The sequence below is a fragment of the Candidatus Tisiphia endosymbiont of Nedyus quadrimaculatus genome (assembly GCF_964059235.1).
In the GTDB taxonomy this organism is placed as follows: domain Bacteria; phylum Pseudomonadota; class Alphaproteobacteria; order Rickettsiales; family Rickettsiaceae; genus Tisiphia.
In genome coordinates this window covers 759,209-783,474 of sequence record NZ_OZ060452.1, presented here as the reverse complement: position 1 = coordinate 783,474, position 24,266 = coordinate 759,209, and the positions used below count along the sequence as shown (strand labels likewise).

Here is a 24,266-nt window from a genome sequence, read left to right as displayed (position 1 = left end):
AGGTCTTTGTACTTGTTTATCCAAAATTCTGAATCAGATGAAGATAAGAAACAGATTTGTGCATTTTAGTATATTTTTCTACTTTAAAGAATTGGTGTGGCAAAATTTCGGGTATTTGTGTATTCACGTACTAGATGTATACTCAAATGATTTGGAGAATGGGAACAACAAACAAGGGGTGAGCGGACTAGGTGTACATGAAGTACGTGAGTACGCGAATACCCCGCAAGTATTTGCAAAAACCAATTATTCAAAGCAGAAGAGTATATGCATAGTCTGCTCACCCCTTGTTTGTTGTCCCCATTCTTCAAATCATTTGAGTACACCCTTATTATATTTGAATAATTTAAAGAATTGGCTTCGCAAAATTACAGAGTATTCGCATGTTTTTGTTCCTAATGCACATACGCTATGCTCCTCTCTTGTTTTATGCTCTAATTCTTTAAATCATTCAAGTATATTTTTAAATCGAGTTTTTTTAGAGTTTTATCTTTATTTGGAGTTTATATAGAATGCTAAAAAAGAAATCTAAGGTATACTCGAATGCTTTGAAGAATTGCTTTCGCAAATACTTGCGGGGATTTCGCGTACGAACAACGGTTTACTACGCTGCGTTTGCTCGCCCTTTGTTTGTTGTCCCCATTCTTCAGACTATTTGAGTATAACAATTAGTTTATGTTAAAGTAAAGAAATTGGTAATTAAAGTTTAATTTTGAATTAAATAACCTGAATTCGATGTAACAAGTTAATAGAAGATTTAATGTTATCTTTGTTAGGGTTGATGTCATCCGAGCTACGGCATCTTACTATTACCCACATTTTTGGATTTGTGGGACGTCATCCTGAAACAAGCTCAGGATGACGTCGATAGTTTCAAATTTTATGGCTTTTAAAAGATGTTGGTAATAGTAAGCTATGACACACGGATAAGCAAACTCTATATCATCCCAGCTTCGGTGTGGGATCTAAAAAAGTAGCCTTCTAGGCTTTTTCTAGACCTCGCTACTTTCGTAGGGGTGACATTGAAGGGAACGACATGGAGACTATTGTAATATGTGAAACTCCAAGTTTGAAGTAGCTTTTTACTTGGTTTCAAAATAAAAAATTATTAAAAGCATTAATCGGGAGATTATATGACAACGCAGTCCTTATCAATTGGCAAACGCGTAAGAAAAAATTTTGGTCACATAAATTTGGTAGCGTCTATACCAAATTTGATAGAGGTTCAGAAGAATTCTTATGAAAAAGGTTTTTTACAATTCGGAGTTAAAGATTCCGAGCGAGAAAACAGAGGATTACAATCAGTATTAAGTTCAATTTTTCCGATTCACGACCCCTCTAATATTGCATATTTAGAATTTGCTAAATATGAATTTGATAACCCTAAATATGATGTCGAAGAATGTACTCAAAGAGGTCTTAGTTATGCTGCTCCTCTTAAAGTCACATTGCGATTAAGTATTTGGGATATTGATGAAGACACTGGAGCAAAAGAAATCAAAGGTATTAAAGAACAAGAAGTTTATATGGGGGATATTCCCCTAATGACAAAGAATGGTACTTTTATTATTAATGGTACAGAAAGGGTGGTGGTATCACAGATGCATAGGTCACCTGGCGTATTTTTCTATCATGATGATGGAAAAATTCATTCTTCAGGGAAGTTTCTATATTCTGCTAGAGTTATACCTTATAGAGGATCATGGCTAGATTTTGAATTTGATGCTAAAGATATTGTTTACTTTAGAATAGATAGGAAAAGAAAGCTTTATGCTACTACTCTTCTTAGGGCCATTGGAATGTCTACCAATGAAATTATAAAATTCTATTATGATACGGTAACATGTTTTACCAAAAATGCAAGTTGGGCAACAAAGTTTATACCTGAGTCTATAACTGCTCATAGGCTAGTTAATGACTTAGTGGATGCGGATACCGGCAATGTGATACTTGCATCTGGTCAGAAGATTACTCCTCGTTTGGCTAAAAAATTTGCTAAAGATGGAGTGAAAAATATTTTGGTAGAACGTGAATATTTAGTAGGCAAATATTTATCACAAGATCTCGTTAATCCCAATAATGCTGAGGTACTAGCCGAAATTGGTGAAATGATCACAATGGATATGCTGGATTCTATTATGACTCTTGAAATTTCGTCTGTCGATGTACTTGCTATAAATCCACAATCAGGTCCTTACATAAGGAACACCTTATTTGCTGATAAAAATCAAAATTATGAATCAGCATTGATAGACATATTTAGGGTATTAAGACCAGGAGAACCAGCTAATATTGAAGCTGCTAAAACATTATTTAACAACTTGTTCTTTGACCATGAAAGATATGATCTTTCAGAAGTTGGTCGTATTAAAATGAATGCAAGATTGGAACTTAATGTACCAGAATCTACAGCTATTTTAACTATTGAAGATATAAAAAATATTCTTAAAGTTTTAGTAGAGCTAAAAGATGGTAAAGGTTCGATAGATGATATTGATCACCTTGGTAACAGAAGAGTTAGGTCAGTTGGTGAACTAATTGAGAATCAGTTCCGAATTGGTCTTGTTCGTATGGAGAAATCAGTACTTGAAAGAATGTCGGTGGTTGATCTTGATGCCGTTATGCCTCATGATTTAGTAAATTCAAAAGTTTTAGTTTCTGTAGTAAAAGAATTTTTTAGTACTTCACAACTTTCTCAATTTATGGATCAAACTAATCCATTATCAGAAATAACTCATAAAAGAAGATTATCAGCTTTAGGACCTGGTGGAATTAACAGGGAAAGAGCAGGGTTTGAAGTGAGGGACGTCCACCCTACTCATTACGGGAGGATTTGTCCAATTGAAACACCAGAAGGACAGAACATAGGTTTGATTAATTCCATGGCTACTTATGCTAGAGTTAATAAGCATGGCTTCATTGAAACACCTTATCGAAAAGTCGTGGATTGTCATGTAACTGACGAAGTTGTTTACTTGTCAGCTATTGAAGAAGGAAAATATAAAATTGCTCAAGCTAATGCAGTTGTCGATCAAAAAGGTTTGTTACAAGAAGAATTAATTAACTGTCGAACTGAAGGTGGTAATTTTGTTATGGTTACCCCTCTAGAAGTAGATTACATTGACGTTACCCCGATGCAGGTTGTTTCCGTTGCTGCATCACTTATTCCATTTTTAGAAAATGACGATGCTAATAGAGCCTTGATGGGGTCAAACATGCAACGTCAGGCTGTACCGCTTATTAGAAGTGATGCCCCTCTAGTTGGGACTGGTATTGAAGGAATTGTTGCACAAGATTCTGGGGTTTCAGTTGTAGCCTTGCATGATGGGATAGTAGAGCAAGTTGATTCAACTAGAATAGTGGTAAGGACTAAGGAGCAGAAAACAGATGGATCACCTAGTGTGGACATTTATAATTTATTAAAATTTCAAAGATCTAACCATAATACTTGTATTAATCAAAAACCGTTGATTAACGTTGGTGATTATGTAAAAAAAGGTGAAGTAATTGCTGATGGACCAAGTACAGATAATGGTGAAATAGCTCTTGGTAGAAATGTGCTGGTAGCTTTTTTACCATGGAATGGTTATAATTTTGAAGATTCGATTTTAATATCAGAACGTATTGTAAAAGATGATATTTATACCTCAATTCATATTGAAGAATTTGAAATAATTGCTAGAGATACAAGACTTGGTCCCGAAGAAATTACTCGCGATATTCCAAATGTTAGTGATGAAAGTTTACGCCATCTTGACGAAGTCGGTATAGTATATGTTGGTGCAGAAATAAAACCAGGCGATATCTTGGTGGGTAAGGTTACCCCTAAAAGTGAGTCACCTATGACTCCAGAAGAGAAATTACTCAGAGCTATTTTTGGAGAAAAAGCTTCAGATGTTCGGGATTCATCTTTACGTGTTCCTACTGGGATCACTGGTACAGTGGTAGAAGTACGAGTGTTTTCTCGTAGAGGAATAGAAAAAGATGAGCGTGCTATAGCTATTGAAAAGCAACAAATTGAAAAATTATCAAAAGATAGGGATGATGAACTTCGAATCATAGAGCATTTTGTTTTTATGCGTTTAGAGAAGATTTTAACAGGACAAATAATTGTTAGCGGTCCTAAATCCGTAAAATCCGGTCAATTAATTAGTGATCAAACCCTTAAGTCATTATCAAAAGGACAATTCTGGCAACTGATTGTTGAAGATGCTAATGTAATGAATGAAATTGAGCAAATTAAACGTCATTATGATGAAAAGCAAGACAAGCTTAATAAGCGTTTTACTAGCAAAGTAGAGAAATTACAAAGTGGTGATGACTTACCACAAGGGGCTCTTAAAGTTGTAAAAGTATTCATTGCTACTAAACATAAGTTGCAACCTGGAGATAAAATGGCCGGAAGACACGGAAATAAGGGTGTTATCTCTCGTATTATGCCAGAAGAAGATATGCCATTTTTAGAAGATGGCACAGTAGTTGATATCGTTCTTAACCCACTTGGCTTACCTTCACGTATGAATGTCGGGCAGATTTTAGAGACTCATCTTGGTTGGGCGGCAGTAAATCTTGGTAAAAAAATATCTTCTATGTTGGATCAAGTTCATAACAACAAAATTGATGTAGAAGAGCTTAAATCTTTTGTTTCCGAGGTATATGGACATAACTCAACGACAAAAAATATAAAGAAAATGTCCAATCAAGAGATTATTGCGTTTTGTAATAATATCGATAAGGGGGTATATTTTTCAACCCCAGTTTTTGATGGTGCAAAGGTTGAGAATGTAAAAGAAATGCTAGTCCTTGCAGATCAAGACCCATCAGGTCAAATTAGGTTGATTGATGGTAGAACAGGAGAGTATTTTGATCGTGCTGTTACAGTTGGCTATAAATATTTCCTAAAATTACATCATTTGGCCGATGATAAAATCCATGCTCGTTCTATCGGTCCTTATAGTTTGGTAACTCAGCAACCATTAGGTGGTAAGTCGCATTTTGGAGGTCAAAGATTTGGTGAGATGGAGTGTTGGGCACTGCAAGCTTATGGTGCTGCTTATACGTTACAAGAAATGTTAACTGTAAAATCAGACGATGTGGTTGGTAGAATTAAAATTTATGAATCTATTGTCCGAGGTGATAACAATTTTGAATCGGGTATTCCTGAGTCGTTTAACGTGATGATCAAAGAATTCAGGTCCTTGTGCTTAAATGTAAAGCTTGAGGATACTACCACAGATTAAAGCTATTTTTTGCAATTACAGAAGGTCCAAGAGGCTTTTTACTAAACTAGATCTGATAAAATTTTTTAAGGAAGAATCTTTATGACAACAGGGATGACAAATTTTTACGGACAATTAAGCAGTACTCAGCAATTTGATCAAATAAGAATTAATATTGCTAGTCCTGATCAAGTGCGTTCATGGTCTTTTGGTGAGGTAATGAAACCTGAGACAATAAATTACCGTACTTTCAAGCCAGAGAAAGAAGGGTTATTTTGTGCTAGAATTTTTGGACCCGTGAAGGACTATGAATGTCTTTGTGGTAAATATAAACGTATGAAATATCGTGGCATCACTTGTGAGAAATGTGGTGTTGAAGTTACTACATCTAGAGTCCGAAGAGAAAGAATGGGGCATATTGAGCTAGCAGCACCAGTTGCCCATATATGGTTCTTGAAATCTTTACCATCAAGGATTAGTACATTGCTAGATATGACTATGAAGGATCTAGAAAAAGTTCTATATTTTGAAAGTTATGTTGTTGTTGATCCTGGGTTATCTGCTTTGCAAAAAGGTGATCTTTTATCGGAAGATGGTTTGCAAAAGGCACAAGATGAGTACGGAGAAGATAGTTTTACTGCTTCTATTGGGGCTGAAGTGATTCAGCAGATGCTTACAGAACTTGATTTACCTGAATTAAAGAAGAGTTTGCAAGAAGATTTATTAAATACATCTTCAGAAGTTAAAAAGAAGAAGATTGTTAAAAGACTTAAGTTAGTTGAAGATTTTCTTGAATCTGAGAATAAGCCAGAATGGATGATTATGACTGTTCTGCCAATTATCCCACCTGAAATTAGACCATTAGTTATGCTTGATGGTGGAAGGTTTGCAACTTCTGATCTTAACGAACTTTATAGAAGGGTTATTAATAGAAATAATAGATTAAAAAGACTACTTGAACTAAAAGCACCGGATATTATCATCAGAAATGAAAAAAGGATGTTACAAGAATCGGTCGATGCATTATTTGATAATGGTCGTCGTGGTAAAGTAGTGAAAAATACTAATAAACGTCCATTTAAGTCACTTAGTGATATGCTAAAAGGTAAACAAGGTCGTTTTCGTCAGAATTTGCTTGGTAAACGAGTGGATTATTCTGGTCGTTCTGTTATCGTTGTGGGACCAGAACTTAAGTTACACCAATGTGGTTTACCAAAGACGATGGCGTTGGAATTATTCAAGCCATTTATTTATTCAAAGCTTGAATTATATGGAATTGCTACCACTATAAAAGCTGCTAAGAAAATGGTTGAAGCTGAGAAATCAGAAGTATGGGATATTTTAGAAGAAGTCATACGTGAACACCCAGTGTTGCTGAATAGAGCACCAACTTTGCACCGTTTAGGTATCCAAGCTTTTGAACCTTTACTGATAGAAGGGAAAGCTATCCAGCTACATCCTTTAGTCTGTGCTGCATTCAATGCTGATTTTGATGGTGATCAGATGGCAGTGCATATCCCTCTTTCAATTGAAGCTCAGCTTGAGGCAAGAGTACTTATGATGTCAACAAACAACATATTGAGTCCGGCAAATGGTCGTCCGATTATTGTCCCTGATAAGGACATAGTACTAGGTCTTTATTATTTAACAATGGTTTTTGACAATGAACTTGGTGAAGGAATGAGTTTTGCTAGCATGTCGGAGATTGAACATGCTTTGTATAATAAGGTAATAACTATTCACTCAAAGATAAAATTTCGTCGCGATGTGCTTAATGTTGAAGGGGATGTTGTATCAACTATGGTGGATACTACCCTTGGTAGGTTAATTATAGGAGAATTATTACCACGTAATCATAATGTTGGATTTAAGTTCGTAAATAAACCCATGACTAAAAAAGATATATCTGCGGTTATTGATTTGGTGTATCGCCATTGTGGACAAAAGGCTACAGTGATCTTTGCTGATCAACTAATGAAACTTGGATTTAAATATGCTTGTTCCTCAGGCATTTCTTTTGGTATGGACGACATGGTTGTACCAAAATCAAAAGATAGTCATATTAATTCAACATTGACTGAGGTAAAAGAATTTGAACAACAATATTCTGATGGTCTAATTACTTACGGTGAAAGATACAATAAAGTGATTGATGCTTGGTCTAAATGTACGGATAAAGTAGCAAATGATATGATGAAAGAAATTGCTATGACACCTGTTAATAATAAGCCTAATCATCAGAAAGTAAATTCGATATATATGATGGCTACTTCGGGAGCAAGGGGATCAGCAGCACAGATTAAGCAATTAGCTGGTATGCGTGGTTTGATGGCTAAACCATCAAGTGAGATTATTGAAACCCCGATTATTTCTAATTTCAGAGAAGGTCTTACTGTTCTTGAATATTTTAATTCTACACATGGTACACGTAAAGGTCTTGCAGATACAGCGTTGAAAACAGCTAATTCTGGGTATTTAACCCGTAGATTAGTTGATGTTTCTCAAGATTGTATAATTACTGATGAAGATTGTAAAACTACAAAAGGCATAGAAGTCAGAAGTATTATCGATGGTGGTGAAGTTATTGTATCGCTCGCAGAGCAAATTTTAGGCAGAACAGTTGCGATTAACGTGTATCACCCAGTTACTAATGAACTATTACTATCAGCTGCTGAATTAATTAACGAAGCAAAATTAGAAGAAATCGAATCTTCTGGTTTGGATGTGGTAATGGTAAGATCTGTTCTAACATGTGAGGTTGCTGATGGAATATGTGTAAGATGTTATGGTAGAGATCTAGCCACTGGTTCTTTAGTATCAGTTGGAGAAGCAGTTGGAGTGATTGCTGCCCAGTCAATTGGTGAGCCAGGTACCCAGCTGACCATGAGAACTTTCCATATTGGGGGAGCTGCAACGAAAGGTGTTGAAATATCTTCAATAGAAGCCTCTCATGATGCAAAAGTGAAGCTTTTAGGTCGTAATGTGGTTATTGATTCTGAGGGACGTAGGATCGTAATGGGTCGTTCATGTGAGTTATTATTATTGGATGCTAATAATAACGAGAAGGCAAGACATAAAGTACCGTATGGTGCAAGATTAATAGCCGATGATTCAGATAAGGTGAAAAAAGGACAAAAATTAGTAGAGAGGGATCCGTACACTATTCCGATTATTACCGAGAAATCTGGAAAAGTTATATTCAAGGATATGGTAGAAGGAGTGTCAATTCGTGATATCACTGATGAAGCAACTGGTATTTCTAGCAAAGTTATAATTGAATCAAAACAATATTCACGTGGAGCAGAGTTACGTCCTCGTATTCAATTAGTTGATGAGAATGGAGAAACTATTATGCTATCCAATGGTTTGGAGGCTAGATATTACATACCAGTGAATGCTATTTTAAATGTTGAAGATGGTGCTAAGGTGTCAGTAGGTGATATTTTATCACGTATTCCAAGGGAGTCAACCAAAACAAAAGATATTACCGGTGGTCTTCCACGAGTAGCTGAACTTGTTGAGGCTAGACGTCCAAAAGATCATGCTGTTATTGCAGAAGTAGATGGTAGAGTTGAATTTGGCAAAGACTATAAGTCAAAAAGGCGTATTATTATTCAGCCAAGTGATAACACTACACCAATTGAGTATATGGTACCAAAAGGCAAACATGTTGTTGTTAATGAAGGTGATTTTGTTAAAAAAGGCGATATGTTAATTGATGGCAATCCAGTTCTACAGGATATTTTAAAGGTAATGGGAGTGGAAGCTCTTACAAGCTACATGGTGGGAGAAATCCAAGCAGTTTACCGTTTACAGGGCGTAAAAATTGACGATAAGCATATTGAGGTAATAATTCGTCAAATGTTACAAAAAGTAGAGGTAACCCATTCTGGGGATACGACATTAATGGTTGATGAGAAGATAGATCATCGTGAATTTGCTGAAATTAATAAAAAAGCTATCGATAATGGTTTAAGACCGGCTGAAGCCCAACCAATCCTGCAAGGTATTACTAAGGCATCGTTGCAAACTAGATCATTTATTTCTGCTGCTTCTTTCCAAGAAACAACAAGAGTTCTAACGGAGTCTGCTATAGCTGGAAAAGTTGATAAATTGCGTGGGTTGAAAGAAAATGTCATAGTTGGTAGATTAGTACCAGCAGGAACAGGCTTTTACATGAATAGGATGCGTAAACTTGCAGCTAAACTGGATCAGGAAGAGGTCAATTATCAGAAAACTTTATGATAGATTCTTTTAATACTCGATAATCAAGTTTTTATTGAGTTATATAATCAGGGTAATTTAAAAGTCACAGTCATTAGTTGTTATAGATATAAGTTTAACCACTACCGATGTCATCCCTGCTTCGGTGCGGGATCTATATTACTTAATAGTCTTTCAGGCTTATTTTTTTAGATTCCGCACCGAAGCGGGAATGATTGCATGGACTGCGTCCATACCAATCAATGGACTTTGTCCATATATGACATCGAGTGCATATTAAGCACTTTTTCCCTTATCTATTAGGCTTACAACCCGACTTTTAAATTACCCTGTATATAATACAGGGCATTTTAAAAGTCATGAAAAGAAGCTGAGAAGATGTCACCCCTGCGAAAGCAGGAGTCTAAAAAAATAGCATAGAAGGTATACTCGATGAAAATCAACAATTGTGTTGTCGTTTTTCAAGTGGGGCAGTTTAAAAGTCGCATTTTAAGGTTGAAAATCATGTAAGCACAACTGCGAACGTCATGAGCTACGGAACCTGAATTCGATGTAACTTGTTACATCGAACTTTCGTGTTATATAGAAACAATCAGGTTTGAAGCGGCTGCCCACCTGATTGTTAAAATATAACACTCCATTCAATATGTGATTTTAATAATTAAAATCACATATTGAATGATGAAAAAAGTTAAAATGCACTCACAGAACCGTTTCAAGAGTGCATTTTTCCTTATAACAAAGCCAGTTCGATATAAGAATTATTTGAGTCTTTTGCAATTTTAGGATGCGACTTTTAAACTGCCCTGTTCTAGGTGAACTAAACTAGAAGAGATAATCATTCATTGTTATTACCACCGTATGGAGTCGTAAGTTTATTTGCCTCCTCTGTTTTTAGATAATCCAAGATTTCTTGTTTTGTTTTCACAGGAAGCTTAGTAGGTTTAAATTGTATACCTTGTGAATTTATATAATCTACTACATCTTGCTCATATACTCTTTTAGCAACAGCATTTAAGTATTCTACCACAGGATTATCAATAATCATATAGAATGGCTTAGGATTCTTCTTTGTTCTATTATTACCTATTATTTCAAAGTCCCACGCTGACTCTTTAGTATCTATAAGTTTTTTTAATTCTTCTGTATTCCAAATACAGGCTTGTAAACTATTTCTGTAAGAAGAGTTTTTACTGCGATAAATTACTCCTTCAATTCCAGGTACAAGTTTTTTATGTTTTTCCATACCATATACAAACATACCTTCATCCTTGGCTACCTCTATATATGCCCCGTTAGTTTTTTCAAGTAAGGTAAGTAACTCTATAAAACGACTTTCATTAACAGGAGAATTAATTATATAATCATCCAACAATAAGAATACGTATTTAGTTTTTACTGAACTAAGTGCTTTAAGTAAGTTATTTGACCAAGTTGTATCCTCCCCAATCTTAAGGCTAACAACTCTAGGATTATTATAAGTCAATTCATTACTAATAAGCATTATAGGTATAAAACTATTAGCCTTATTTAGCTCAGGCCAATTTTTGAATAATAGCTTATAATGTGACTCCCATAACTCAGAATAGCCATCATAAGATGAAGTAAGTATTGTAACTTCTTTAAGCAAATTTCTATTTGGTATTATAGACTCCTGCTTTGAAGAATATTGAAAATAACCATAAACTACAGCTACACACAATAACAATAATACGGGTAAAAGTTTAAATTTCATAAGATATCTTATCTTTAAATCAGCAGAGCGTTAGTCACAAATCTAGTTAGTGTAGGTTGCAAAAATGTTTCTAATTCTTTATTGACTTCATCAATATTCTCTATTTTTTTACCATCACGGCTTAATGTCATCTCACCAGAATTAACATGCTGCATGACAGATTCAATTATTTGCTTATTATCATGCTTACCGTCCATATATTGTAGAACAAATTTTTCAAAAAGGTTAATAGCTACCACCTCATGTCTTTGATTTGTCACCCACATATTGGGTGTATGAGCTACCTGATATGCAATAAGCTTTGATGTTTTAGGTTTATTAAGATCTACTTCTTTTCGAGTTACCTGTAACGTTATATTAATATATCCTTGCAATACTAATTTCATGGCATTAGCTAAGAATTCAGCCTTTATTTCATTCAATTTTGTTCCATGTAATTTTTTATTGCTACTCACGGCAATTTTATCAAAACTCATTGGGTTATTGATATTCTCAGAGAAAGTATAGAGTATTGCTTTCATATAAGGAGAAGATGTTGATAAACTATTATCCTTATTACCATTATAAAAAAACTTCTCTGTTTCAAGTGAATTAAGATCTATATCAACAAGAGGCTTTTCTGGCACTATATTAAATGTCATATTAAATTTATTAATATCCTCATTATTGATAGATCTATTTAATTTAACACTATTATGGCAAAGTAAGGTTGATCTAAATCGACGATTGGTAATGAAATCCATATATTGTTCGGTTCTAACAATATCATTTATCGCTTGTAATTTCTCCACCACTTTTGCCGGCATATTTCCTAAATACATGCTAGCTATACTACAATCAGACAAATATTGTAGATTATTTTTTCTAGCCTCATCCATAAATTCATGAAAATAATATTGTACATTATCTTCTTCTAGATGATCATGACGCAAATAATGGTCATTTTGTTTGGCAAGCAAACTGGCTTCAGATTTTAACACTTGAGCATAAGGAGAGTCGGAAGTTTCCAAGCTATCCTTAACAAATTCAAGTAACAATCTAGATTGAGCAATTTTATCTTTAATGTTATTAAACGTATTTGAGTGATAAAGCATCATATCTCTTATGGTACGAACCATATTCCAACCAGGTAGTGTATTATAACTAATATACGCGATGCCATTCTCTGATAAATTTTTACTACTTACTTCAAAAATCTTATCCTGAACAAATTTTGGTACCCAAGAGATTACTCCATGAGCAATTATGTAATCAAATTTACCAAATGATTCATCAATATCTGTAATAGAACAATGTCGAAATTCTATATTTTTAAGAGCTAATCCTTCTTTATGTTTATTAGCCTCATCTATTTGCACTTTAGATAGATCAACTCCAACAAAATGTGCTTTAGGATAATTAACAGCATGAGGTATTAAATTCCCGCCTGCAGCACATCCTAGCTCTAGAACTCGTGCGGTCTCAATTGCTGTTGGTTTCATCCCAAATAAAACAGCAAGCGTCCGTAGGTGATATGGGTTGGTTAAGGCATACGGATAACTCTCGTAAGGCACTTCATCGTATGTATTATGAGGTACTGAGGTAAGTTCTAAATTAGTAGTCATATATTCTCCATAACGTAAAACAAAATAAGGATGACACCGTATTTTGCTATCAATTTTTCAAATTTTTACTAGTATACACTAAAAAATTCAATACACTAATAGTCTTATTGCATTAAATTGGTAACCTATAAGTAAACCCTATACCAAATTCTCCAACCCCTATGGTCTTTTTAATAGGAGTGGCTGGTATAAATTGCTGGGTTTTCATATCCAAAGTAGCATACTTAATCTTTATTGAATGAGCAGCTTGTAATTTTACTGCTGCATCAATGCTAAAATTGCTAGATAATTCCTTAGAAAATCCAAGACCCACTTGCCAAGCAAAACAATTACTACGAGTTGTTTTAATTCTAAAATACTCTACATTCATTAAATCCCAACGAGAAGAAGCAGAGCTAACTTTTACCCGTGCCACCCCAGCACCTAATATGACAAAAGGGGTTATTTCCTTCACTTTATCGAAATCATATACTAGATTAATCATATATAAGTTAGAAATTACCTTAGTGATCCCTGGAGTTTGTGGTATAATTAGAGAGGGAGCTAGTTCTTTTTGTGGTAAAACATAATGTAGTCGATATTTTGGTTGATGTGTTACCGAAAACTCAATTGCCATTTGCGGATAGAAGCTGTAACCAATCTTACCGCTATACATCTTAGACCTTTTTAAAGTAAAATCACTACCTGAACTATGACGAAACTTTCTCACCACTGGCTCTACTATGCCAGCTTCAGTGCCAATATAAAAAAATCTTTGATCAGCTGTAATCTCATCTGCCTGAGCATTCACAAAAACTAAGAAACATATATAAGTTGTAAATAATATTTTTTGTAATTTAATCATTATAATTTCATGCTTATCAAAATCGTGAATTATATAAGCATCTATAGGCAGGTCAATACAAAAATTTTTATTAGTAATTTTGGGAATTGGTATAAATATTTATACAACAAAATGCAATAATATTTATCTTTTTCAAAAAAATATAATAAATTCTTAGGAATATTCTAATTTTTAGTTTAACTTGTATAGTGATTTAAAATATTATGGTTTTTTATGGCAGAAGAAGATATTAATTATTGGGACAACTCACAGTATGCATCTTGTCAATATGCTACTAGGTTACTGGACAAACTCTGTAAGATGAATGAGGAAGTAAACCGGTCAATAGATATTGATGAGGTTAGAAAGGCTATTTATTACGCCAAGAAATATCATGGTAGCCAAATGCGGCAGTCAGGTGAGCCTTATTACTCCCATCCAATAGAGGTGGCATATATGATTTCTGATTATCTTTACCGCACTGACATTATTGTTACCAGCATACTACATGACACCATTGAGGATACAAAACTTACCGAAAAGATGATTGCTTATATACTACTCATAAATGAAGGGTTGCAAAGATAGGAGAAATATTATAGAGTTTAGGATATTATGAGTAAGAATATATTGACAGAAGAACAAAGAGAAAAGTTGAAGGAACGTCATAAGACAGAACGAGACGGACGCATACGTGATCGTATTAAGGCAGTGTTGATGTATGACGATGGGTATAGTAATGTAGAGATTGCTAAGGTACTACTCCTGAGCCACGAAGCGATAAGAAAACATATTGTTGATTATCAAAAAGCCAATAAGCTTGCTACCAACAATGGAGGTAGCGCAAGCAAATTAAGTGATGGTGAGAGGGAAGAATTAGTGACTCACCTAGAAGTAAATAATTATGTTTATGCTAAAGATATCATGCATCACATTGAGAACAAATATGGGGTGACATATACGATAACGGGAGTAACAAAATTACTATATAAACAGGGTTTTGTTTACAAGAAGCCGAAAGTAGTACCGGCTAAGCTGGATTTTGACAAGCAAGAATTATTTAAGTTAAACTACAGTTTACTAAAAGGGAATCTTAGAGATAAGGAAGCCATATATTTTATGGATGGTGTTCATCCTCAGTATCAAGCAAGGGCAAGGTGCGGTTGGATAAGAAAGAACCAAAATAAGACCCTACCAACATTCAGTGGCTGGAGAAGAAAGCACATGATTGGTGCTATTAACCTAGCTGATTTACAGTTAGTAAGCACAGAGAACCCCAAAATAAATGGGGAGCAGATAGTTAATTTTCTACAAAGGTTGGAAGAGGAGAATAGTGACAAGGAAAGAATATATTTAATCTGTGACAATGCTAGTTACCACAAATCCAAGAAAGTTAAGGAATACCTAGTAAATACTAAAATAGAGCTAGTATTTTTGCCACCATATAGTCCAAATCTTAACCCAATTGAGAGATTATGGAAGTTTATGCACAGTATTACAACTAATAATAAATTTTATCATAATTTTGAACAATTTTCGGAAGCAATAAACAAATTTTTCAGCAACATCGCCGATTATAAAGATAGGTTACGTGCCTTAATAAACGATAATTTCCAAACTATTACCGTTAACCATTTCTGCAACTCTTCAGGTTAATTGAGTATATCTTTGGGGAGCAGGTGGCGAGTCAAGTAGAAGACTTGAGCAGGAACAAACCTCACGGTAAGATTAGCTCAGCGGAAATTATGGAAATCTTATATAGACAAAAAAAATATGATGTGGCATTGATTAAATTATTTGATAGAAAGCATAACTTACAGACTCTAGGAGCTAAATCGCCGGAGAAAGTGAAGAAAATCATCAAGGAAACTATGGAAGACTTTATAATTGTTGCTATGCATTTAAAAATACCAGCAATACCACAAAATTTAGTTACATTATGTTATGAAAATTTATCTATACCATAGTGCGTCCAACATAATCTATATCAGATTTTTGTGGATAATTCCCAGCTTCTTTCTCCAATTTTTCAAAATGATATAGACCCACTATAAACCCTATGATTGTTGGCAATATTATTAGTAATAACCCCCAGTTTCCCAAATATTCTGTCAAATAAACAATCCCAAAAGAAGTAATAACATACATTAAGGCTCGTGATAAAGCAAATATGAAACTAACGGAAGTAAAGCGTTTAAAGACAGGAAAATGCCTATAAACAATTGATACTGCTGGAACAGGACCAATAATAAAAAACATAATAAATGATTGGATTAAAAGTAAATCAAAAGGAGTTTTAATATTATCCAATAAATATGGACAAAATAATACGAAAATAAACAATATGGAGGCTATTACTTTAAGAATTTTTAAAGGATAGATAATATAACTTAAATATGTTAGTAGGCATATACCCAACAATTGTATTATAGATACGATAAAATTTTGATGAATAACTTGCTCAGCACTATAACCAAAAGAAACTTTAAGGATACTAGCACAATGAACATAAGCAAAATAAAAGCAGAATGGCCATGTACAATCCATTAAAAACAAAGCAAGTAATGTATTAGGGTTAACTTTTTCTTTATAAATTGGATTATTTTGCACATTTGTTTTATCTATGTTTATCTTATCTGAAGTCATATCTAAAATTTTTTTTAAATGACGTTTAGCATCAACAAATTCTGGAGTCTCTCTAAGAGTTGTCCTAGCTATAGACCCAACTAAGGCAATGCCAGCCCCAATCCAAAAGGCAATACGCCAATTAAACCCATTTTCAGTAACCAAACAGCCAATAGCTAAAGCCGCCATCCCCCCTAAACTACAAGAAAGTGTAACTAATGAAACAGCTGGATATTGTATAGGAGGTTTTGTTATTTCAGTAATATAGAGTTCTGCTCCTATTGTTTCCCCTAGGGAAGACATGCTTTGAACAATACGACATATAGTAACGAACCAAGAAGCAGTAACACCTATTTGAGCATAAGTTGGTAAATTAGCCATGGTAATACAAGAAATAGCCATCATAGAAGTTGTGATGATAACAGTGGATTTACGTCCTATATTATCACCTAACCAACCAAAAATTAATGCACCGATGGGACGAAAAATATAGATAGAACAAAAGGCAGATGCTGTGATAAGGGAAGTAGTAAAAGGATCATATTTCGGAAAAAAAAGCTCATTAAGAAGTACAGCCATATGAACATAAAGCATCAGGTCAAAATACTCAAGGAACGTGCCGATTGAAAGTAATCCAATAGCTTCTTTTTGTTGTTTAGTTAGACTGGTCTGAGTATATATAACCCTACCATCGGCTCTGTCCAAAAAACTGTGTAAATTCGAAAAAATAGGTCATTCTCACTTTCACACACTGGTTCTACAACCAAATTGGAGAAAGAATTTTTGACAAAAACTCTTTATGTTTTTGTAACTCTTCCTTAGTTGGTTTGATAACTATAGTATTCTTTTTATTTGCCATAGTAGTTTGAACCACTAACTCGTCTATATTTTGTGCCTTTTGGCTATTAATATTGAAACTTATCTGCCTACCTCCAGTAAGTTCAACATAAACTTCTGCCAGTAATGCTGCATCTTTAAGTGCCCCATGCAACTTACGTGCAGAATTGTCAATTTTATATCTTTTACATAATGCGTCAAGATTAGCTTTCATTCCAGGAAACATCTTCCGAGCTAAAGCAAGAGTATCGATAATATTGGAAAGTTCTAAATACTCTGTAGAAGGTCTTTTGAGCAGAGATAACTCATAATTAATAAACTTAACATCGAATGCTGCATTATGGATAATAAGCCTGCTATTGTTAATAAACCCTAGGAACTCGTCAACAATTTCTTCAAAAGGTGGTTTGTCTTTTAAAAATTCCCCAGATATGCCATGTATGCGATAAGCTTCCGTCGGCATATCTCGCTTTGGATTAATATAAAAATGAAAATGTTTGCCGGTTAGAACTTTATTAACCATCTCAATAGCACCAATCTCAACAATTCGGTGACCACTTTTGGGATCTAAACCAGTTGTCTCAGTATCTAAAATTACTTCTCTTAATTGCTGCATTTTAATTCTTCTATTAGTTGAGTTATTTGTTTATCTAAATCTACTAGATTAACATCCGTATTAATAATAAAATCTGCTTTTTCTATTTTAATCTGTTGTGGCAATTGAATTTGTGCTATTTTATTATAAGCTATTAAATTAAAAGCCTCTCTAGACATTGCACGTTTTAATCTAGATTCTTCTGAGCAGAATATTGTAACATAAAAATCAAAATATTGATTAAATCCAGCTTCAAAAAGTAATGGTATCTCAGCAAATGTAATCTCTGATTTACTATTTTGCTGTTTAAAAAGAAACAAACTCTCCTCTACAAATGGATGAATAAAATTTTGCAGTTTGTTTCTTGCTGAATCATTAGCATAGATTAGCTCTGCAATTTTTCTTTTATCAAAGCTTTTTAGATCAGGTAGTAAGTTAAGAACCATATTTTGTATTTCTGACTCTTCGTATAGGTTCTTAACATATTCGTCAGCAGAAAAAGTTATAAATCCTAAATTAGCTAAATAATTTAAGACAAAAGTTTTGCCTGAAGCATAACTACCGGTGATTCCTACCGCGATCATTGTAATAAATATTTTATTTTTTCTAAGTAAATTTCACTTTAAGGGATTTAATTTAAATTTAGATAACGTAATTACCTAACTCATAATTTTTCATTTCTTTTATAAATTCATACATTCTCAATTGCAATTGAATGTTATTACCTGGGTGAGTTGGGTCGGTTTTTGTTTTATGCGAACATAACTTACCATTCCCACCTTTTCTCTTAAAAATTATCAAATTCCCAATAAGCAAATTACCACCTTTAGGTGTAAAAGATATGTCATATTTTAAATGTTTTAAAATATTTCTCATTGAATAAATATGCATAACACTTTCTTTTCTATCGTATAGTACTAGTATTTCTCGAGCTTTTTTATAAGACATAGACCATTCCACTATATCTTTTAAAATAGGTTTAAATATTAATACTGCTTTCTCTTTTTCACTTTCTGGGAAAAAATCATACTTTGTAGCTCCTCTTTTGGCTTTTTCAACAAGTAGATTTTGCAACCACTTTAAGCAATCTAAATTAAATTTTTCGCAGAATTTTTCAGGTGTGGTTCTTGTTAGTTGATTTAAACCAGTCTTAAAAGCCTTTATATTGGCATCAATATTTCTCCCACAAGAAAATTCCATTTTTACATCTACTTTTTCATTATGTACTCCGCTACAAATCGCAGTTATGAAGTTTCCTTGTATTTTAAAGTTTTCTTGAATTTTTTGTATGATTTTTTGATGATCTCCTATGCTATTTTTAAACAGAACCTCAACATTTTTTCCTATATAAGCATTTCTATTCATAATTATGATATTCCAATTGAATCATAAATATTACTGATCATCTTTGGTATAACAGCATTGCCAAGCTGTTGATAACCTTTTATCCCTTCTATAACATGGTGATTTTTTGGGAATCCCATTAAGCTTTTACATTCATTAATTGATAATCGTCTAATTCTATTATTAATTAAATATAAGCCTGTTCTTGCACCTACTCCTCCACCAAAAGCGGAAAGAGTTACTGCATGTCCCAAGGGGCTATAGATTCTTTCTCCTTGACCACCTTTATTAACATAACCAATTCTTAGAGGTCTTAAATTTCTTTCAATTTCTTTATTGCCATCTATTACTATGTCATCTCTTTTAATATATAAACTATCATCAACTTTTTCTTCTAAAATATCATCTAAATAAACTCTTGCAAAAGTTTCTTTTGGCGGTAAATATTTAAATTTTAGATCATTATCGTAATCTTTACGTAAACAAACAAAATAAACCCTTTCTCTTGATTGAGGTATGCCAAAAAAAGAAGAATTTAGAATATGCCTATAAACTTTATAACCAATTTCATCCAATTTTATATCTATTGTTTTAATTACCGATCCATTATCAATATTAATTATGTTTTTGACGTTCTCAAGCAATAAAATATATGGTTTATGATATTGGGCGATTCTAATTATTTCATAAAATAATCTTCCGTTACTGCCTTTTAATCCCAATTGCTTACCAGAAATACTAAAGGGTTGACAAGGAAAACCTGCACATAAAATATCGTGTTTTGGTATTTTTTTTTCTGAGATTTCGTTTAAATCGCCATAAGGTCTTTCCCCGAAATTTTTTGCATAAGTTTCTTGAACGTCCTTATCTATATCTGAAGAAAAAACACACTCCATTCCTTTTCCTTCTAAAGCAATCCTAAATCCACCGATACCGCAAAACAAGTCTATAAATTTATACACATTATTCCTGTTTAAATAAGTTATGATATAGTTAATTCAGTTAGATTTGATCAGGGCAATTTAAGAATCGCAACTAATAGTTGGTATAAATATAATCTTAACTACTGCCAATGTCATTCCTGCGAAAGCGGGAATGACATCGCTTTTAGCTAAGAGATAACATTAACATATAGCTAAGACCTTCTTGGGTTAGCTATATAGGGTGTTGGCAAAGTCATATAAATGCTATATAAAGCAAATTTTTAAGTAATTTTCTAGTTAAATTGTCAACAAAATAAGTAAAATTATATAATATATTCTCAAAATATAACGATAATTTTACTTTATTACTACTTTGCCAACACCCTCTAGTATCATTTGAGTATATATACTCTAGAATAGAAAATCAAGAATTACGTCGTCATTATCCAAGATTCTAGCGGTATACCTGATGAATTTCAAGAGTTGGCTAGGCGTACGAGTGGCGAGCGAACCTTACTATTACCCACAAAATAACAATGGTGAAAAAGAAGTAAAAATAATATACTGATTTGCAATTAAAATATTACATTGTAGAGGTATAGTATGAGTCAAGAAATAATAAATAATTATTTGACCGAGGAATTTAGTGGAGCTATTTTGGGTGATAAAAGGCTGACAGATAGGTTAATAAAGATAGCTGATAATTTTGCGAATATACCTGAAAGCTCAATTAATCAAGCATGTGGAAATTGGGCAGAAACAAAAGCAGCATATCGTTTTTTTAAAAACGATAATGTTAAGGAATCAAAAATATTAGAATCCCATATTGCTAAAACAGTAGAAAGAATCAAAGAGCATGATAAAGTTCTTGTTATACAAGATACTAGTTATATCACATATACTAGTCATAAAAAAACTACTGGATTGGGTGTGTTATCAAGAAAAGAGGGAAAGAATGTTAAAAATATTGAATGTAAAGGTCTGATAATGCATACTGCCTTTGCGGTTGCTAGCAATGGATTAGCACTTGGGTTGTTGGATCAAAAGATTCACAATAGACCAGCAGTGCCTGAAGAAATACAACAGTTAAAAAAAACTAGTCATGGTAATGCGGTACATATTAAAGATAAAGAAAGTATAAAGTGGCTTAATGCATTACAGAACACTATTAATGCAACGAATAATGGTAATACCCACATTATAACTGTTTGTGATAGAGAAGCTGATATATATGATTTTTTTGAATTGGCACAAGCTCAGAAATCTAAAGTTTTAGTTAGAGCTGCACAGGATAGAGAAATAAATAAAAAGTCAAAATATTCCAAAAAAGATAGACAATATTTGTGGAAGGTAGTATCGGGTTTCCAGTGTGCTGGAGAAATAGCAGTTAAAGATACTAGTCAAGAAAATAAAGCTAATAGGATTAGACATTTGGAAGTTAGATTTGGAAAATTTATAATGAATCCTCCTGTAAACAATGTAAGACATAAAACAGAAACATTGCCAAATTTACCAGTATATGCCATCAATGTTATTGAGCGTCGCCCCCCTAGTGGAACAACACCATTAGAATGGATGTTACTAACCAATATAGTTATCAATAATTTTGAAGAAGCTATAGAGAAAGTAAGATGGTATTGTTTAAGATGTAACCGTCTAGTAAAGGTGGTCTTATAAAAGAAGAAAGATGTAAGTATTATTCTGTAGTAGAAAGAACAAAGGAATAATAGTATGAATAAAAGTAGGATGTCTATTACAGCTGAACAAAAGAGACAAATAATTTCAGAGTCATATGTGTCCGGGTGTGTTATATCACAAGTTGCTCAGTCTTATGGAATTTCGAAGAAGACATTATACGGATGGCGTAGTAAGGAAAGGAGAATAAGAGGGGAAGAGGCAGCAGTAAATAATTCAGGCAACAAATTTGTAGAATTATCAATACAGAAAACAACAGTACAGGAAACAAAATGTGCAATATTAAAGAAAGCTGAATTGACATTTAGTGATTTTTCTTTATCAATTGAAGGTAATGTTAGTAGTAGCAAATTATTAGAGATAGTTAAAATATTGGATAGAGCATGCTAGATATAGGGCATGATAGCAAGATCTATCTTTGTACCGGTTGTACTGACATGCGTAAGGGCATTAACGGTTTATCAATACTGGCACAATCAATATTGTCAGAGCAATTTCACAAGAGTGCCTTATTTGTATTTAGGGGTAAAAAGGCTGACCGGATAAAAATATTGTGGTGGGACGGACAAGGTTTTTGTTTATATTACAAATGTCTTGATAGCGGTAAATTTATATGGCCTAAGGTTGACGAGAAGCAATCTGTTGGAATTACCAAAGCCCAGCTATCAATGTTGATAGAAGCTATTGACTGGCGGAATCCAAAATGGTTTAATAGACCTCAATATGCTGGATAAAAATTTGATGTAAAAGTATATATTATTGATAACAGTTATGGTTTATGATTTAAACAATTCACCTAGTGATATACCAGTGTTGCATAAGATGCTTGCGGCATTAAATAATAATATACAGTCACTAATTACAGAGAATCAATTGCTGACTACAGAAAACCAGTCATTAACCACTGAGAATCAATCATTAAGAGAACAGCTGGCATTACTAAAAGCAAAGCGTTATGGGAAATCATCAGAAAAGCTAGATAAACAAATAGAGGAGATTGAGCTTAAAATAGAAGAAAATGAGCTTATTTTAGGATTTAAAACTGAGCAAGATAATATTAATTCCGATAAGAGTATCGCTACTGTCGATAATAGTAAGCAGAAGCCAAAACGACAAAAATTACCTAAGCATTTACCAAGAGAAGATGTGGTATTAAAACCTGTTGATCAGTGTCCTGCATGTGGTGGGGTGGAATTCCGTAAGATAAGTGATGATATCTCAGAAACATTAGAATATGTTCCATCATCATTTAAGGTGATACGGCATGTAAGACCACGCTGTGCCTGCACCCACTGTGAGAAGATAGTACAAGCCTACGCACCATCAAAAGCCATTGATAAAGGTAAGCCGGGGTCTGGGTTACTGGCACATATATTAATTCAGAAATATTGCAATCATCTGCCATTATATCGTCAATCGCAAATTTATGAGAGAGAAGGCGTAGAAATTTCGAGGACAACAATGGCAAGCTGGGCGGGACAATGTGCTAGATTGCTAGAGCCAATAGCCAAAGCAATTCAACAATTTGTCTTTGCGAGTAAACAGATACATGGTGATGATACGCCAGTAAGAGTGTTAGCTCCTGGGATTGGTAAAACCAAAATTGGGAGAATATGGACCTATGTATCAGATGGTAGACCTCATGGGGATAAGTCTCCAGTTGCAGTTTGCTATTTTTATAGCCCTGATCGGAAAGGAATAAGACCGATTGAGCATCTAAAAGATTTTACAGGGGTGCTACATGCAGATGCTTATGATGGTTATGACCAATTATATGTCAATGATGAAAAATCAGCTGCTAAGATAGAGGAAGCAGCATGTTGGGCTCATGTACGCCGTAAGTTTTACGAAGTAACAATAGCAAATGATAAAGCCAATATAGCTATTGCCATATTGGAGCAGATTGGTGAAATTTATGGCATCGAAGCTAACATAAGAGGATTAGAACCTGATAAGAGGCTAGAGGCACGCTCGAAACAATCTAAAGTGCTGGTGGAAAAATTGTTTGCAGCTTTCAGGAAAGCCTATGACCAACTGCCTAAAAAAAGCAGTACAGCAAAAGCTATTGCTTATGCTTTGAATAATCAAAAAGCACTGATGAAATTCTTGGATAATGGAAAAATAGAAATCGACAACAACGCCGCAGAGCGTGCAATGAGATCAATTGCCATAGGGCGAAAGAATTGGCTTTTTGCTGGATCAGACAGTGGTGGTCATACTGCCGCTATTATCTATTCCATTATCGAAACTGCTAAATTAAATAACATCAATCCTTGGAAATACATGCAAAAAGTGCTTGCAACAATTCAGGATTATAAAGCCCATAAAATTGCAGACCTCCTCCCTTGGAATATTATACTAGAATAAATAATAATTCTAGACCACCTTTACTAGACGGTTACATAAAAAATGCTATAATATGGGTTGCTAAATTGGGTGGGTATTTAGCAAGAAAAAATGATCCAGAGCCTGGTCCTATTGTATTGTGGAGAGGATGGCAACGGTTATTTGATCTAGTTCAAGGTTATCAATTAGCTAACTATAATATTTGTGGGTAATAGTAAGGCGAGCGAACGGAACGTAGTCAAACCTACATGAATACGCGAAGTCCCATCGTGCCACAACACCAACACTTGAAAGGC

General features: G+C 33.9%; 16 protein-coding genes and 2 pseudogenes. 10 read left to right on the top strand and 8 right to left on the bottom strand.

Going from position 1 to position 24,266, the window contains the following annotated elements:
• Positions 1-1,133 precede the first annotated feature (1,133 nt).
• Positions 1,134-5,240 carry a DNA-directed RNA polymerase subunit beta gene (gene rpoB, locus AB3211_RS03720; protein WP_367364748.1) on the top strand — a complete coding sequence of 1,369 codons (4,107 nt, stop codon included), beginning with the start codon at positions 1,134-1,136 and terminating at the stop codon, positions 5,238-5,240.
• Positions 5,241-5,321: 81 nt separating this feature from the next.
• A complete protein-coding gene (gene rpoC / locus AB3211_RS03715) occupies positions 5,322-9,464 on the top strand; it encodes a DNA-directed RNA polymerase subunit beta' (protein ID WP_410521609.1) in 4,143 nt (1,380 codons plus the stop codon).
• Positions 9,465-10,281: 817 nt separating this feature from the next.
• Here the strand turns inward: rpoC and AB3211_RS03710 are convergent.
• From AB3211_RS03710 to AB3211_RS03700, 3 genes and pseudogenes are all read right to left on the bottom strand, one after another.
• On the bottom strand, positions 10,282-11,178 hold the full coding sequence (locus AB3211_RS03710; protein ID WP_367364747.1) for a hypothetical protein: 897 nt from the start codon (positions 11,176-11,178) through the stop codon (positions 10,282-10,284).
• A 14-nt stretch (positions 11,179-11,192) separates the two neighbouring features.
• Positions 11,193-12,749, bottom strand: a pseudogene (locus tag AB3211_RS03705) (methyltransferase regulatory domain-containing protein); the annotation flags it as partial.
• Between the two features lie 145 nt (positions 12,750-12,894).
• Positions 12,895-13,626 carry an outer membrane protein gene (locus AB3211_RS03700; RefSeq protein ID WP_367364746.1) on the bottom strand — a complete coding sequence of 244 codons (732 nt, stop codon included), beginning with the start codon at positions 13,624-13,626 and terminating at the stop codon, positions 12,895-12,897.
• 213 nt (positions 13,627-13,839) lie between these two features.
• On the opposite strand from AB3211_RS03700, the gene AB3211_RS03695 reads away from it, so the two are divergent.
• The 3 genes from AB3211_RS03695 to AB3211_RS03685 are packed head-to-tail and all read left to right on the top strand — an operon-like array spanning position 13,840 to position 15,572.
• On the top strand, positions 13,840-14,193 hold the full coding sequence (locus AB3211_RS03695; RefSeq protein WP_367364745.1) for an HD domain-containing protein: 354 nt from the start codon (positions 13,840-13,842) through the stop codon (positions 14,191-14,193).
• 27 nt (positions 14,194-14,220) lie between these two features.
• A complete protein-coding gene (locus tag AB3211_RS03690) occupies positions 14,221-15,261 on the top strand; it encodes an IS630 family transposase (protein ID WP_367364247.1) in 1,041 nt (346 codons plus the stop codon).
• A gap of 23 nt (positions 15,262-15,284) precedes the next feature.
• Positions 15,285-15,572 (top strand): hypothetical protein, encoded by a 288-nt coding sequence (locus AB3211_RS03685; RefSeq protein ID WP_367364744.1) that lies wholly within the window; start codon positions 15,285-15,287, stop codon positions 15,570-15,572.
• On the opposite strand, the gene AB3211_RS03680 is transcribed toward AB3211_RS03685, so the two are convergent.
• From AB3211_RS03680 to AB3211_RS03660, 5 genes are read right to left on the bottom strand one after another with little or no spacing between them, the layout of a single operon-like run.
• Positions 15,562-16,935: an MFS transporter gene (locus tag AB3211_RS03680; protein WP_367364743.1), complete on the bottom strand. Its 1,374-nt coding sequence runs from the start codon at positions 16,933-16,935 to the stop codon at positions 15,562-15,564. The two genes, AB3211_RS03685 and AB3211_RS03680, sit on opposite strands and share 11 nt — an antisense overlap.
• Positions 16,936-16,987: 52 nt before the next feature.
• Entirely contained in the window at positions 16,988-17,683 is a 696-nt protein-coding gene (gene dnaQ / locus AB3211_RS03675; protein ID WP_341754448.1) for a DNA polymerase III subunit epsilon, read from the bottom strand.
• Positions 17,671-18,246, bottom strand: coding sequence for a dephospho-CoA kinase (gene coaE, locus AB3211_RS03670; protein WP_367364742.1), 576 nt, complete (start codon positions 18,244-18,246; stop codon positions 17,671-17,673). Before coaE ends, dnaQ begins: the two co-directional genes overlap by 13 nt.
• Before the next feature lie 58 nt (positions 18,247-18,304).
• Positions 18,305-19,027 (bottom strand): hypothetical protein, encoded by a 723-nt coding sequence (locus tag AB3211_RS03665; RefSeq protein WP_367364741.1) that lies wholly within the window; start codon positions 19,025-19,027, stop codon positions 18,305-18,307.
• Positions 19,028-19,029: 2 nt separating this feature from the next.
• Complete coding sequence (locus tag AB3211_RS03660; RefSeq protein WP_367364740.1) at positions 19,030-19,968, bottom strand: DNA cytosine methyltransferase; 939 nt, start codon at positions 19,966-19,968, stop codon at positions 19,030-19,032.
• Between the two features lie 564 nt (positions 19,969-20,532).
• Here AB3211_RS03660 and AB3211_RS03655 point away from each other — a divergent pair.
• The 5 genes and pseudogenes from AB3211_RS03655 to AB3211_RS03635 form a co-directional block, all read left to right on the top strand.
• A pseudogene (locus AB3211_RS03655) lies at positions 20,533-21,576 on the top strand (IS4 family transposase); the annotation flags it as partial.
• 84 nt (positions 21,577-21,660) lie between these two features.
• Positions 21,661-22,014, top strand: coding sequence for a transposase (locus AB3211_RS03650; RefSeq protein ID WP_367364667.1), 354 nt, complete (start codon positions 21,661-21,663; stop codon positions 22,012-22,014).
• Entirely contained in the window at positions 22,008-22,358 is a 351-nt protein-coding gene (gene tnpB / locus AB3211_RS03645; protein WP_367364668.1) for an IS66 family insertion sequence element accessory protein TnpB, read from the top strand. Before AB3211_RS03650 ends, tnpB begins: the two co-directional genes overlap by 7 nt.
• A 37-nt stretch (positions 22,359-22,395) precedes the next feature.
• Complete coding sequence (gene tnpC / locus AB3211_RS03640; RefSeq protein ID WP_367364739.1) at positions 22,396-23,991, top strand: IS66 family transposase; 1,596 nt, start codon at positions 22,396-22,398, stop codon at positions 23,989-23,991.
• Positions 23,970-24,182, top strand: a complete 213-nt coding sequence (locus tag AB3211_RS03635; RefSeq protein ID WP_410521608.1) for an IS4 family transposase — start codon at positions 23,970-23,972, stop codon at positions 24,180-24,182. Before tnpC ends, AB3211_RS03635 begins: the two co-directional genes overlap by 22 nt.
• Positions 24,183-24,266: the final 84 nt, after the last annotated feature.